The sequence below is a fragment of the Stenotrophomonas sp. STEN009 genome, assembly GCF_056760395.1.
This window is the reverse complement of record NZ_JBRRES010000004.1, coordinates 109,882-122,176: the sequence shown is the minus strand read 5'-3', so window position 1 is coordinate 122,176 and position 12,295 is coordinate 109,882. Positions and strand designations below refer to the sequence as shown.

The window sequence follows — 12,295 nt, the reverse complement described above, 5'->3', positions numbered from 1 at the left end:
GTCCGTCAGTCCGCCTGCACACCATCGGCCGATGCGCGGCTGCGTTCGACGCTGAAGGCAGCATCGAGCCAGTTCGATCCGATGAACGTGGTCCTGTCGGCATTCATCACGTCGAACACCAGCAGGTTGTCCACCCACTCGAAGTTGTCGACCATGTGCGTTTCGGTGCTGACCAGCGCCGGCGACACCGAGTAGGAACCCGGGCCCAGCGTACAGGTGAAGTCCAGGTGGTAGACCACCTGTTCTCCGCCCCGTACATCACGCTGGACCTGACCGGTATGCCAGGTGTTGCTGCCCCAGATGATGTGGCCCTGCTTGTCGCGCAGCATGAACCCCAGTACCAGGCTGGGCAGGTCGGCACTGACCTGTGCCTTCAGTTCAAGCCGGAGCTTCTGGCCAACGGTTGCCAGCTTGACCTCCTGGCTGCTTTCGCCATCGAGCAGTCGCAGCGATTCCACGCGGGCCTGGCCGGTCCCGCTCCGGGTAGTCACCCAGCCGGATTTGCCACGGCGCTGCTCGACCGCAAGCGTCTCGTTTTCCTTCTTCGCGATCAGCGCGTTGTAGAAATCGATGACCTCGTCCGGCTCGCCATCCTTCAGCACTCGTCCCTTGTCCAGCAGGATCGCGCGGTCGCACAGTGCCTTCACGTCGCTGAGGCTGTGCGAGACCAGCATGATCGACGTGCCCTCCTCGCGGAAGCGACGCATGCGGTCGAAGCTCTTGTGCTGGAAGTAGCTGTCGCCGACCGACAGGGCCTCGTCGACGATCAGCAGGTCCGGGGTGAATGCAGTGGCGACGGCAAACGCCACGCGCACCTGCATGCCGCTGGAATAGGTACGCACGGGCTGGTCGAAATACTCGCCCACTTCGGCGAAGGCCTCGATCTCCGGCATCGCGGCTTCGATCTGCTCCTGCGAGTAGCCCATCAGGCCTGCGGAGTGGAACGCGTTCTGGCGACCGGTGAGGTCGGGGTTGAAGCCCATGCCCAGCTCGAGAATCGCCGCAACGCGGCCGGTCCGCGTCACCTGGCCCTCGGTGGGCTGGGCGGTTCCGGTGATGAGCTTGAGCAGGGTGCTCTTGCCCGCGCCGTTCTGGCCGATCACGCCCACGGCTTCGCCGGGCGCGATGGTGAAAGACACATTGCGCAGCACCCAGTTCTCTTCCTTGGGCCGCGTCGGCACACCGAACCAGCGGGCCGCGCGCAGCCACTCGCTCGTCCAGACACGATACGCCTTGCCGACGTTGTCGACCTTCAGTTCACCACTCATAGCGCATCCACCATTTCCGGGCTGGCACGACGGAACATCACCAGCGAAGCCAATGCCAGCACCACCGTGGCGATCATCAGCCACAACAGGTCACCCCAGACCGGCGGCTTGTCGAACAGCAGCACGTTCTGGTAGCTGGTAACCAGCGGCAGCAACGGGTTGAGCCGGAAGATGGCCTGCACGCGCTCGGGCAGAATGGTGATGTGGTAGACGATGGGGGTCAGCCAGAACAATGCCTGCAGGACCACCGGGACGACCTGGCCGATATCGCGCATGAACACGTTGAGCACGCCCAGCAGCAGGCCCAGCGCCATCGAGAAACTCAGCGTCAGCAGCATCAGCGCCGGCAGCCACAGGGCCTCGGCAGTTGGCATGTGGCCCATCACCGCGAACACCGCGAAGATCGCCACCAGCAGCAGCACGTTGTTGACCAGCATCGTGCCACCGGCGATGAACGGCAGGCAGATGCGGGGGAACGACATCTTCTTCATCAGGTTGCCGCTGTCGACGAACAGGTTCACCGACTTGCCGATGGTCTCGGAGAACATCGTCCAGCACAGGGTGCCGGACATCAGGTACAGCGCGTAACCGTACTTGTCATCGATGCCCGGCAGCTTGGCGGCCAGCACCTCGGACAGGATCGTGGCGAAGATCAGCACCTGCATCAGCGGGTGGATGATCATCCACAAGGCGCCCAGGCGGCTGCGGATGAAGCGCAGCCGCAGCTCGTTCTTGATCGAGGAAAAAATGAAATAGCGGTAGTTCCACAGGGCTTTCAGCATACCCAGCATGTCCAATCCTCGTGCCCGGTGGTGGTGGTTCTTGGGTTCATCGGTCGTGTCGTTCCAAAGACTGCAATCGAGCGCGCATGGCCGTTGCGGCGGCCTGCAGGCTCATGGTTTCCAGGATGTCGCTGCGTGCCTGCACGCCGATCCGCTGCGCCAGGCCCGGTTCACGGGCGAGCCGGCGCATCCACGCTGCCGCGGCCGGCACGTCGGCCTCGGCCCAGGTGCCGCCATCGGCGAAGGGATACTCCCCCGGGCGGATCGGCACCGTGCGGAACGGCACCAGGCAGCTGTTGCCCTCGTTCATGAAATCGAGATTGCCCGACCAGGCGGTGGCGATCACCGGCTTGCCACGGGCCATGCTCTCGGCCAGTCCGAGCCCCAGCCCTTCCGCGCGGTGCAGCGAGACATAGGCATCGGCAGTTTCCTGCAATGCGTGCAGCTGCGCATCGTCGAGCACCTGGTCGCGTACCAGGATGCGCGGATCGCCGGCAGCCTGCTGCATCAGCTCGCGCAGCCGCTGCGGATGGCGGAAGCCGTTGCTGCACTTCATCACCAGCTGCACGTTGTCCGGTGCGCCATCGAAGGCCGCGCGGAACGCCGCCAGCACCGCCCACGGATTCTTGCGGTGGATCGACGAATTGAAGTCGAAGCTGCACAGGAACACGAACGCGTCGTCGTCCAGGCCGAAGCTGGACCGGGACAGGTCCGCGCCGGGCTGCGGCACGATCGGATGCGGAATGCGCACCACCGGCTTGCGGGTCGCGCGCCGGAAGGCATCCTCGACGAAGCGGGTGGAGACCCAGACTTCGTCGACCTGCTCCAGCGTTCGCTGCCATGCGGCCGGCACGGTATCCAGTTCCCAGAACCAGAACGCGATGGTGTAGGTATCGCGCGGCAGGCGGGGCGCCAGTTCACCGAACAGGTCCGGATTCACGAATACCAGGTTGAAGGGATAGGGCGCGCCCCGTCCGAGCTGGCCGGACAGGCTGTGGTCATTGCACGCATGCGGGATGCGGAGGGCGGCATCGTTCACCGCAACCGGATATCCCTCACCCAGCAGGGCCCGGGCATACATCCGTGCCGTCTGCCCCAGGCCGAACTGGCCGTGGATGTAGCCGTACAGATTGACGCCGGGCCCCAGGGTGGGATCGGTCGGCGGGAAGACCAGCGTTTCACCGCGCGCGTCGCCAGCGGCCGGTGCGGGCAGCGTGGGGAAACGTGCCTGCTCCAGTCCGCGGGCAAGCCACCAACGGCGCAGCCCGCCCAGGCGGGCGCGCAGGGCGTGGACGATGCGACGTGGGGCCCGCCTCCCTCCCCTGCTTTCGTCGTTGCTGGCCATGGTGCGGCTCAACCCAGCGCCCGTTCCAGGTCCAGCTGCAGGTCGCCCAGGTCTTCCACCCCCACGCTCAGGCGCACCAGCGCATCGCTGATGCCCAGCTGCTCGCGGCGCGCGACCGGGATCGACGCATGGGTCATCACGGCAGGATGGTTGACCAGGCTCTCCACGCCGCCGAGCGATTCGGCCAGGGTGAACAGCTCGGTCTTCTCGCAGAAGCGCTTGGCCGCCTCGAAACCGCCCTTGAGGACGATCGAGACGATGCCGCCGTAGCCGCCCATCTGGCGGGTCGCCAGGTCGTGCTGCGGGTGCGAGGCCAGGCCGGGGTAGATCACCTTGTCCACCGCCGGGTGCTTTTCCAGCCATTGGGCCAGGGCCAGCGCATTGGCGCAGTGCGCCTTCATGCGCAGCGGCAGGGTCTTCAGGCCACGCAGGGCCAGGAAGCTGTCGAACGGCCCCTGCACGCCCCCCACCGAGTTCTGCAGGAACGCCATCTGCTCGGCCAGTTCGGCGTTGTCGCCGACCACGACCATGCCGCCGACCATGTCCGAATGCCCGTTGAGGTACTTCGTGGCCGAGTGCAGGACCAGATCCGCACCCAGTTCCAGCGGACGCTGCAGCATCGGTGAGGCGAATGTGTTGTCCACCACCACGATCAGGCCGTGGCGCTTGGCGATGGCGGCGACCGCGGCGATGTCCACGATCTTCAGCATCGGGTTGGTCGGGGTTTCGATCCACACCATGCGCGTGGCCGGCGTGATCGCAGCCTCGAACGCGGCCAGGTCGGTCAGATCGACGAAGCTGAAGTCCAGCCCGGCGGTACGACGGCGCACGCGCTCGAACAGGCGGAAGCTGCCGCCATAGATGTCATCCATCGCCACCACGTGGCTGCCGGCGTCCAGCAGTTCGATCACGGTCGAGCTGGCGGCCATGCCGGAAGCAAAGGCGAAACCGCGGGTTCCCCCCTCCAGCGAGGCGACGCAGCGCTCATAGGCAAAGCGGGTCGGATTGTGCGTACGCGAGTATTCGAAGCCCTGGTGCTCGCCCGGGCTGGACTGCGCATAGGTCGAGGTGGCGTAGATCGGCGGCATCACCGCACCGGTGCTCGGATCGGGCGACTGGCCGCCGTGGATGGCCAGGGTGGCCAGGGCGAGCGCGCGATCCTGGGAAGAAGCGTTGGACATGTTGATTCCTGATGGGCACCGGTGGACGGTGCCGTCGAAGGAGCGGAAGTCTATCAGCGCGGCCTTAACAACCTTTGACGCGAATAAACGTGAATTCAGCTGCGATCGTCTGCGATCTTCGCGTTACTGAACGCGACGCCGCAGGTAGTTGAGCAGATCGATCCGGGTGATCAGGCCGAGGAAGGCATTGCCGTCCATGACGATCGCCACCTGGCCACGATCGAAGACGGGCAGCAGGGCTTCGATCGGCGACTTCACGTCCAGCCGGTCCAGCTTGCTGACCATGGCCGTGGCCACCGGATCCCGGAAGCGCGCCTCGTCGCCGTAGACATGCAGCAGTACGTCGCTTTCATCGACGATGCCGACCAGCTGGTCGCCCTCCATCACCGGCAGCTGCGAGACGTCGTACAGCTTCATCCGCTGGTAGGCGGTGGTCAACAGATCATTCGGGCCGATCACGACGGTGTCGCGCTGGCCGTACGGGCGCAGGATCAGGTCGCGCAGGTCGCCGTGCTGCGGGCGCTCGAGGAAGCCGTTGTCCAGCATCCAGTAGTCGTTGTACATCTTCGACAGGTACTTGTTGCCGGTGTCGCACACCAGCACCAGCACCTTCTTCGGCGTGGTCTGCTCGCGGCAGTACTTCAGTGCGGCGGCGAGCAGGGTACCCGTGGAGGAGCCACCGAGGATGCCTTCCTTGCCCAGCAGTTCGCGTGCGGTGTGGAAGCTCTCGGCGTCGCTGATGGCATAGGCCTTGGTGACACGGCTGAAATCGGAGATCGAGGGCAGGAAATCCTCGCCGATGCCTTCCACCAGCCAGCTGCCCGACTTGTCATTGAGCACGCCATCGTTGATGTACTCGGCCAGGATCGACCCGACCGGGTCGGCCAGCACCAGCTCGGTCTTCGGCGACAGCGTGGCGAAGGCGCGCGACAGGCCGGTCATGGTGCCCGAGCTGCCGCAGCCGAACACGATGGCGTCCAGATCGCCGCCCATCTGCTCCAGGATCTCCGGGCCGGTGCCGAATTCGTGGGCGGCCGGATTGTCGGGGTTGCCGAACTGGTTGATGAAGTAGGCGCCCGGCGTCTGCTCGGCGATGGTCTTTGCCAGATCCTGGTAGTACTCCGGGTGGCCCTTGGCCACGTCCGAGCGGGTCAGACGCACTTCAGCGCCCATCGCCTTCAGATTGAAGATCTTTTCCCGGCTCATCTTGTCGGGAACGACCAGGATCAACTTGTAGCCCTTCTGCTGGGCGACCAGGGCCAGGCCCAGTCCGGTGTTGCCCGCGGTGCCCTCGACCAGCGTCGCGCCCGGCTTCAGGTCCCCGCGCTTCTCCGCTGCCTCGATCATCGACAGGCCGATGCGATCCTTGATCGATCCTCCCGGGTTGGCGTTCTCGAGCTTCAGATAGAGCTCGCAGACACCGGTGTCCAGGCGCTGGGCCTTGACGATCGGGGTCTGGCCAATGAGTTCGAGGACGGAAGAATGGATGGGCATTCGCAGGACTTTCGGTTCGCGCCACACAGGGCCGGACAGATGATTATCCGACGGATGGCGCTGAAAGTCAGGTCAGTCCGGGCATGGGCGTGACGCTGCCGGAAAGGGGATGCGGACGGCCCCGGATCGACGAGGAGACCGGTACCGTCCGCATCGATGAGACAGGGACGTGCGGGCCAAGGCACCACCGCCTGTGGTGCCTTGGCGCGGCCGCCGTCATCGGCGGTACCGCGACGCCAGGGCGCGAGCGCCTGGCCGGGCCTTCTGTGGCCGGGTCACGCCGCTCCGGGCGCGACGAGGTGCGTCACAGCGTGGCGGACGTCGTTGGGAGCGGTGTTTCGTACATTCGCAGAAGTCGTTGCTTGGCCAGCAGCTTCTCACGCTTCATGCGACCCAGGGTGACATCATCGATCGGGAGTACACCCAACTCCGCGTCCATGCACTTCTTGTTCAACTTGCGGTGCTGGTCATGGAGTGCCCTGAACTCCGGATCACGCGCGCGACGTGCGTCGATCTCGCTCTGGGGCTGATCTTCAAACATGATGGACCTCCTTCGACAGATACGCGAACGCCCCGGCCGCAAGGCACGGGGCGTTGTTCATGGAGGAGCGCCGTTCGATGGCTGCATGGGTGCGCACAACGACCTGCGGCACTGGCCTGCGCACGTCGGTCTGCTGCGGTTCGCGCCCTGCTTGCATCGGCCCGGCCCTCCCATCGTCCGGTCCGCGGCATTGCGTCCCGGACGATTGACCCTACGCCTGCTCCGGGCGGGCTACAAGACCCCTGCGACAAAAAGACCGAACCCCGCCGGGGCGGGGTTCAGGCTGAATGCTCAACGCAACGAAAAACAAACAATATCAATCAATTACGGGGCGATGATGACCTCGGCCGAGCGCGCCCGGGTCGACGCCGCCTTCTTGCCGCTGATCTGGATGCGGTTGCTGGCGACACCGCCCGCCACCAGTGCATCACGCAGGGCCTCGGCGCGCTTCTGCCCGACGCCGTTGGCGCTGTCGTAGGCCTCGATGCGCAGCCGGCCCTTCTTGCCGATGTTCAGGTACTCGGCCAACGCCTTGGCCTGGTTGCGCGCCCCGGCGGACAGACTGGAGCCGCCCGCTCCGAAAGCATCACCGGCGAAGGTGAAGACCTCGCCGCGTCCGTCGAACTTCGAGCCCGGCAGCTTCTGCCCGGACACCAGCTCGGCCTCCTCGCGGGCCAGTTTCGCCGCATTCTGCTGGGCCGCGCTCAATCGCTGCTGCTGCTTGCCGGCCACGCTGGTCAGGGCGTTCTCGGCGTCCTGCCGTGCCAGCGTCTCGGCCTCGGCAGCCTGACGCAGGCGTTCAGCTTCCTCGGCCTGCATCTGCGCCTGCATGCGCAGCTGTTCGGCCTCCTGGCGGGCGCGGGCGGCATCGCGGCGGCTCGCCTCGATCAGCAGGTCACTGCGGGTCCGCTCGAGCCGATCGACCTCACGGGCGGCCAGGGCCGCGCGTACGGCGGTCTCGGCGATCTCGACCCGGCGCTGGGCCAGGTAGGTCGCCAACTCCTGGTCGCGGCGCTTGGCCTTGTCCAGGGTGGCAATGGCCTGCTGGGCCTGCATGCGCTCGAAGGCGCCCAGTTCGGCGGTGTCCGGGTTGGCCTGGATGGCCATCAGGCGCTGGCTCAGCTGGGCCACCACGGGGTTGTCGGCCGCCAGGGCAAGGGTCGGCAGAGCCAGCAGTACGGCCAGGGTTACGGCGTTCACGGGTTTCACCGGCGGTCCTCCCCGGTCGAGAGCTGGCGCTGCAGCTGGTTGACCTCGTTGCGGCGCAGCTGCAGCTGCGCGGTGGCAGTGGCCTCCTCGCTGCGGGCGCGGGCCAGGTCGGCATCGGCCGCCGCGCGCAGGGCCATGGCCGGGGCGTTCTTGCGTTCGCGGCGATCGCCAGCGGCGCGCTGCGCCTGCTCCAGGCCCTGCCGGGCCAGATCGATCAGGTCCGGGGCGTACTGGTCGGCATCGGCCTGGGTGGCCTTGTCCACCGCCTGCCGGGCCTGGGCCAGTTCCAGCGCACCGTCCTGCGCCCAGGCGGGGGCAGACAGTGCGAATGCAAACGCCATCACATACAGGCCGTGGCGCATTCGTGCGAAGCTAGGTCGTTTCATTGGGGAGGCCGTACCGGTTGTCGGTTCACGGCCATTGTCGTCAAGCCAGCGCCGTGCTTGCAACGGGCGCCGGCAGTTTCGTTGGGGAAAATTCGCGATGGATATCGGCTACTTCCTGAAGCTGATGACCGAAAAGAACGCCTCGGACATGTTCCTGACCACCGGAGCACCGGTCTACATCAAGATCGAGGGGAAGCTTTACCCGCTGGGCAACACCGGCCTGCCGCCCGGCATGGTCAAGAAGATCGCCTATTCGCTGATGGACGAGGGCCAGGTGCCGCAGTTCGAGCGCGAGCTGGAGCTCAACATGGCCATCGCCCTGGCCGATGCCGGCCGTTTCCGGGTGAACGTGTTCAAGCAGCGGGGCGAGGTCGGCATGGTCATCCGCGCCATCCGCAGCCGGATCCCGAGCATCGAGGAGCTGAACCTGCCGCAGGTGCTGAAGGACGTCATCATGACCCCGCGCGGGCTGGTGCTGGTGGTGGGGTCCACCGGTTCCGGCAAATCGACCTCGCTGGCGTCGATGATCGACCATCGCAACAGCACCACGACCGGACACATCCTCACCATCGAGGATCCGATCGAGTACCTGCACAAGCACAAGATGTCCATCGTCAACCAGCGTGAAGTGGGGCTGGACACCCATGCCTTCCACAATGCGCTGAAGAACGCGATGCGCGAGGCACCGGACGTCATCCTGATCGGCGAGATCCTGGATGCCGAGACGATGGAAGCGGCCATCGCCTTCGCCGAGACCGGCCATCTGTGCCTGGCCACGCTGCATTCCAACAATGCCGACCAGACCATCGAGCGGATCCTCAACTTCTTCCCGGAAAGCGCGCACAAGAACGTGCTGATGAACCTGGCGCTGAACCTGCGTGCGGTGATCAGCCAGCGCCTGGTGAAGAACAAGGACGGCCGCCGTCTTCCAGCCACCGAGGTGCTGATCAACACCCCGATGATCCGCGACCTGCTGCGACGCGGCCAGGTGCACGAGATCAAGGCAGCGATGGAAGCCTCGCTGGAAGAAGGCATGGAGAGCTTCGACCAATGCCTGTTCCGGCTCGCCAAGTCCGGCGTGATCGAGCAGGAGGAAGCCTTGCGCGCTGCCGATTCGCGCGACGGCCTGGCGCTGAAGTTCCGCCTCTCCGAAGGCAGCAGCGGCGAGCACGACCCGTACGCCGACTATTCAGCAGGCCAGCCGAGCATCACCCACGGCTTCTGATCCACCCCCGCCGGGCCATGCCCGGCGGCAGATCCTGAAGAGTTCAGGGGCTGTCTCATCCAATGAGACAGCCCCTGCGTAGCGTGCCGTCATGGACACCCTCCGCAAGCTGGCCATTCTTGCCGACGCCGCCAAATACGACGCCTCCTGTGCTTCCAGCGGGTCCGGCAAGCGCGACTCCCGGACCAGCGGTGGCATCGGCAGCACCGAGGGCATGGGGATCTGCCACAGCTACACGCCGGACGGCCGCTGCGTGTCCCTGCTGAAGATCCTGCTCACCAACTTCTGCGTCTACGACTGTGCGTACTGCATCAACCGCGTCTCCAGCAACGTGCCACGCGCGCGTTTCAGTGTGGATGAGGTGGTCGCGCTGACCCTGGACTTCTACAAGCGCAACTACATCGAGGGCCTGTTCCTTTCCAGCGGAATCATCCGCAATGCGGATTACACGATGGAGCGCCTGGTGGAAGTCGCCCGCCGGCTGCGCGAGGAACATCGCTTCGCCGGCTACATCCACCTCAAGACCATTCCCGAAGCATCGCCGGAACTGCTGGCAGCGGCCGGCCGGCACGCCGACCGTCTCTCGATCAATGTCGAACTGCCCACCGAGGCCGGATTGACGAAACTGGCTCCGGAGAAGACCGTCGGCTCGATCCGCGGCGCCATGGGCGAGCTGCGCTGGCGCATCGAGGAGGCCAAGGAGGCCGGCAAGGCATCGCGCGCGATCACCGCGGGCGCGCCGCGCCAGACGCGAGCGAAAGCCCCGCGCTTCGCACCGGCGGGGCAGAGCACGCAGATGATCGTCGGTGCCGATGGCGCCAGCGACAAGCAGATCCTCTGCAGCGCCGACAATCTGTACGGCAGTTACCGGATGCGCCGCGTCTACTACTCGGCGTTCAGCCCCATTCCCGACGCCAGTCTGCAGTTGCCGGTGCAGCCGCCGCCACTGCAGCGCGAGCATCGGCTGTACCAGGCGGACTGGCTGCTGCGCTTCTATGGCTACGGCGTGGAGGAGATCACCGACACCGCGCAGGGGGGCATGCTGGATCTGGACATCGATCCGAAGATGGCCTGGGCGATCCGCCATCCCGAGCGCTTCCCGGTCGACCTCAACCGTGCGCCGAAGGAACTGCTGCTGCGGGTTCCCGGGCTCGGCGTACGCAACGTGAAGCGCGTGTTGATGGCGCGCCGCCATGGCCGGCTGCGGGTGGCGGACATTGCGAGGCTGAAGGCACCGATGGGCAAGCTGCTGCCGTTCGTGCTGCTGGCTGACCACCAGCCACGCAAGGCGCTGGAGGATCCTGTGGCATTGCGTGCGCGTTTGGCGCCGCCGCCCCGCCAGGGATCGCTGTTCGATGCACCGCCGGCGGCCTGACGCCCAGCGCTGGTCGCTGCGGGTCGATCCCCCGTGGTCGCTCGATGCCTGGCGGGATGCAGCGCGCGAAGCGCTGCTGCGCGGACTGTCGCCCGAGCAGCTGGACTGGTTGGAAAGCAGCGCCGGGTCGTTGCTGGATGCTCCTGCAGCGACCCAGGCCCCGCTTCTGGAAACGCCCTCCGTGCCACATGTGCCGAGTGCGTTCCTTGAGCTGGCCTCCACCTGCCTGTGCCATGCCGATGCGCAGCCGATGCCACTGCTGTACCGGCTGCTGTGGCGGATCGTGCACGGCGAGCGCGCGCTGCTCTCCAATCCAACCGACGCCGATGTGCTGCGCGCGATGACCATGGCGCAGGCGGTCCGCCGCGACACGCACAAGATGAAGGCATTCGTGCGCTTCCGCGAGATCCCCGGCGAGCAGGATGCCTTCATCGCATGGTTCGAGCCGCAGCATCGGATCGTCGACCGGGTCGCGGCGTTCTTCGCACGCCGCTTCGCTGGCATGCGCTGGGCCATCCTCACCCCCTACCGGAGCGTGCACTGGGATGGCCAGACGCTGTCCTTCGGCGCTGGCGGGCACCGCGAGCAGGCGCCGGCGGAGGACGCACGCGAGACGCTCTGGCAGACCTACTACGCAAGCATCTTCAATCCCGCACGCCTCAACACGCGGATGATGCAGCAGGAGATGCCTGCCCGGTACTGGCGGCACCTGCCCGAGGCGCAGCTGCTGCCCGGGCTGATCCGCGATGCTGGCGACCGCGTGCAGGCCATGCACGATCGTCCGGCGCAGCCACCCCAGCGGCGGATTCCATCGCGGCAGGCGACATCCCCGGTCCCCTCACCCTCCAGTGATCTGTCCACCCTGCAGCGCCAGGCAGCGGGCTGCCGGCAGTGCCCCCTGTGGGAGTCCACCACCCAGGTGGTGTTCGGTGAAGGGCCTGGCGATGCACGGGTGATGCTGGTCGGCGAACAGCCGGGCGACACCGAGGACCTGTGCGGACGCCCCTTCGCGGGACCTGCCGGCGCGCTGCTGGACCGTGCCCTCTCCGAGCTGGGTATCGCCCGCTCCACGCTGTACCTGACCAACGCAGTGAAGCATTTCCACCACGAGAGGCGCGGCAAGGTGCGCCTGCACAAACGTCCGCAGGGCCGCCATGTGCAGGCCTGCCGTCCGTGGCTGCTCGGCGAGATCGAGCGGGTGCGGCCGGAGATCATCGTGTGCCTGGGCGCAACGGCGGCGTCGGCGGTGTTCGGCAGCCATTTCAGCCTGACGCGTGATCGCGCCCGTTGGCACACCCTGCCGGATGGCACCCGTGGCTCTGCCACGGTGCATCCCGCATGGGTGTTGCGGCAGGCCGACGAGGTCCGTCGAGAAGACGCCTACCGGCTGTTCCGCGATGACCTGCGGCAGTTGCTCATCGGGGATGCGGAATCCACAGGGCGTCGCCCCGCGCTGCCACCAACCAGCGAGGGGTAGCGCCGGACCATG

Annotated in this window: 11 protein-coding genes; 3 read left to right on the top strand and 8 right to left on the bottom strand. The window is 66.3% G+C overall.

What is annotated here, in order from left to right:
• Positions 1-5 precede the first annotated feature (5 nt).
• The 8 genes from ACVOMM_RS03315 to ACVOMM_RS03280 form a co-directional block, all read right to left on the bottom strand.
• On the bottom strand, positions 6-1,268 hold the full coding sequence (locus ACVOMM_RS03315; RefSeq protein ID WP_053516984.1) for an ABC transporter ATP-binding protein: 1,263 nt from the start codon (positions 1,266-1,268) through the stop codon (positions 6-8).
• Positions 1,265-2,059, bottom strand: coding sequence for an ABC transporter permease (locus ACVOMM_RS03310; protein ID WP_111186692.1), 795 nt, complete (start codon positions 2,057-2,059; stop codon positions 1,265-1,267). The genes ACVOMM_RS03315 and ACVOMM_RS03310 overlap by 4 nt, the downstream gene beginning before the upstream one ends.
• A 37-nt stretch (positions 2,060-2,096) precedes the next feature.
• Entirely contained in the window at positions 2,097-3,395 is a 1,299-nt protein-coding gene (locus ACVOMM_RS03305; protein ID WP_481525880.1) for a glycosyltransferase family 4 protein, read from the bottom strand.
• Positions 3,396-3,403: 8 nt separating this feature from the next.
• Positions 3,404-4,576 carry a cystathionine gamma-synthase gene (locus ACVOMM_RS03300; RefSeq protein WP_065175355.1) on the bottom strand — a complete coding sequence of 391 codons (1,173 nt, stop codon included), beginning with the start codon at positions 4,574-4,576 and terminating at the stop codon, positions 3,404-3,406.
• A 123-nt stretch (positions 4,577-4,699) separates the two neighbouring features.
• Complete coding sequence (locus tag ACVOMM_RS03295; protein WP_053516986.1) at positions 4,700-6,070, bottom strand: pyridoxal-phosphate dependent enzyme; 1,371 nt, start codon at positions 6,068-6,070, stop codon at positions 4,700-4,702.
• Between the two features lie 304 nt (positions 6,071-6,374).
• The gene (locus ACVOMM_RS03290) at positions 6,375-6,611 is read right to left on the bottom strand and encodes an HP1242/YdcH family protein (protein ID WP_053516987.1); all 237 of its coding nucleotides are present in this window, start codon (positions 6,609-6,611) and stop codon (positions 6,375-6,377) included.
• A gap of 324 nt (positions 6,612-6,935) precedes the next feature.
• A complete protein-coding gene (locus ACVOMM_RS03285; protein WP_065182509.1) occupies positions 6,936-7,820 on the bottom strand; it encodes an OmpA family protein in 885 nt (294 codons plus the stop codon).
• Positions 7,817-8,182, bottom strand: a complete 366-nt coding sequence (locus ACVOMM_RS03280) for a DUF4398 domain-containing protein (RefSeq protein WP_053516990.1) — start codon at positions 8,180-8,182, stop codon at positions 7,817-7,819. Before ACVOMM_RS03280 ends, ACVOMM_RS03285 begins: the two co-directional genes overlap by 4 nt.
• 121 nt (positions 8,183-8,303) lie before the next feature.
• On the opposite strand from ACVOMM_RS03280, the gene ACVOMM_RS03275 reads away from it, so the two are divergent.
• The 3 genes from ACVOMM_RS03275 (at position 8,304) to ACVOMM_RS03265 (ending at position 12,283) form a co-directional block, all read left to right on the top strand.
• Positions 8,304-9,431: a PilT/PilU family type 4a pilus ATPase gene (locus tag ACVOMM_RS03275; protein ID WP_053516991.1), complete on the top strand. Its 1,128-nt coding sequence runs from the start codon at positions 8,304-8,306 to the stop codon at positions 9,429-9,431.
• A 91-nt stretch (positions 9,432-9,522) separates the two neighbouring features.
• On the top strand, positions 9,523-10,806 hold the full coding sequence (locus tag ACVOMM_RS03270; protein ID WP_481525879.1) for a putative DNA modification/repair radical SAM protein: 1,284 nt from the start codon (positions 9,523-9,525) through the stop codon (positions 10,804-10,806).
• Positions 10,787-12,283, top strand: coding sequence for a UdgX family uracil-DNA binding protein (locus ACVOMM_RS03265; RefSeq protein WP_481525878.1), 1,497 nt, complete (start codon positions 10,787-10,789; stop codon positions 12,281-12,283). Before ACVOMM_RS03270 ends, ACVOMM_RS03265 begins: the two co-directional genes overlap by 20 nt.
• The last annotated feature ends 12 nt before the right edge of the window (positions 12,284-12,295 follow it).

Bases quoted from the DNA above. Each gene is read 5' to 3' on its own strand.
- ACVOMM_RS03265 (WP_481525878.1), top strand. From the start codon at position 10,787: ATGCACCGCCGGCGGCCTGACGCCCAGCGCTGGTCGCTGCGGGTCGAT.
- ACVOMM_RS03290 (WP_053516987.1), bottom strand. From the start codon at position 6,611: ATGTTTGAAGATCAGCCCCAGAGCGAGATCGACGCACGTCGCGCGCGT.
- ACVOMM_RS03305 (WP_481525880.1), bottom strand. From the start codon at position 3,395: ATGGCCAGCAACGACGAAAGCAGGGGAGGGAGGCGGGCCCCACGTCGC.
- ACVOMM_RS03275 (WP_053516991.1), top strand. From the start codon at position 8,304: ATGGATATCGGCTACTTCCTGAAGCTGATGACCGAAAAGAACGCCTCG.
- ACVOMM_RS03310 (WP_111186692.1), bottom strand. From the start codon at position 2,059: ATGCTGGGTATGCTGAAAGCCCTGTGGAACTACCGCTATTTCATTTTT.
- ACVOMM_RS03295 (WP_053516986.1), bottom strand. From the start codon at position 6,070: ATGCCCATCCATTCTTCCGTCCTCGAACTCATTGGCCAGACCCCGATC.
- ACVOMM_RS03315 (WP_053516984.1), bottom strand. From the start codon at position 1,268: ATGAGTGGTGAACTGAAGGTCGACAACGTCGGCAAGGCGTATCGTGTC.
- ACVOMM_RS03280 (WP_053516990.1), bottom strand. From the start codon at position 8,182: ATGCGCCACGGCCTGTATGTGATGGCGTTTGCATTCGCACTGTCTGCC.
- ACVOMM_RS03270 (WP_481525879.1), top strand. From the start codon at position 9,523: ATGGACACCCTCCGCAAGCTGGCCATTCTTGCCGACGCCGCCAAATAC.
- ACVOMM_RS03300 (WP_065175355.1), bottom strand. From the start codon at position 4,576: ATGTCCAACGCTTCTTCCCAGGATCGCGCGCTCGCCCTGGCCACCCTG.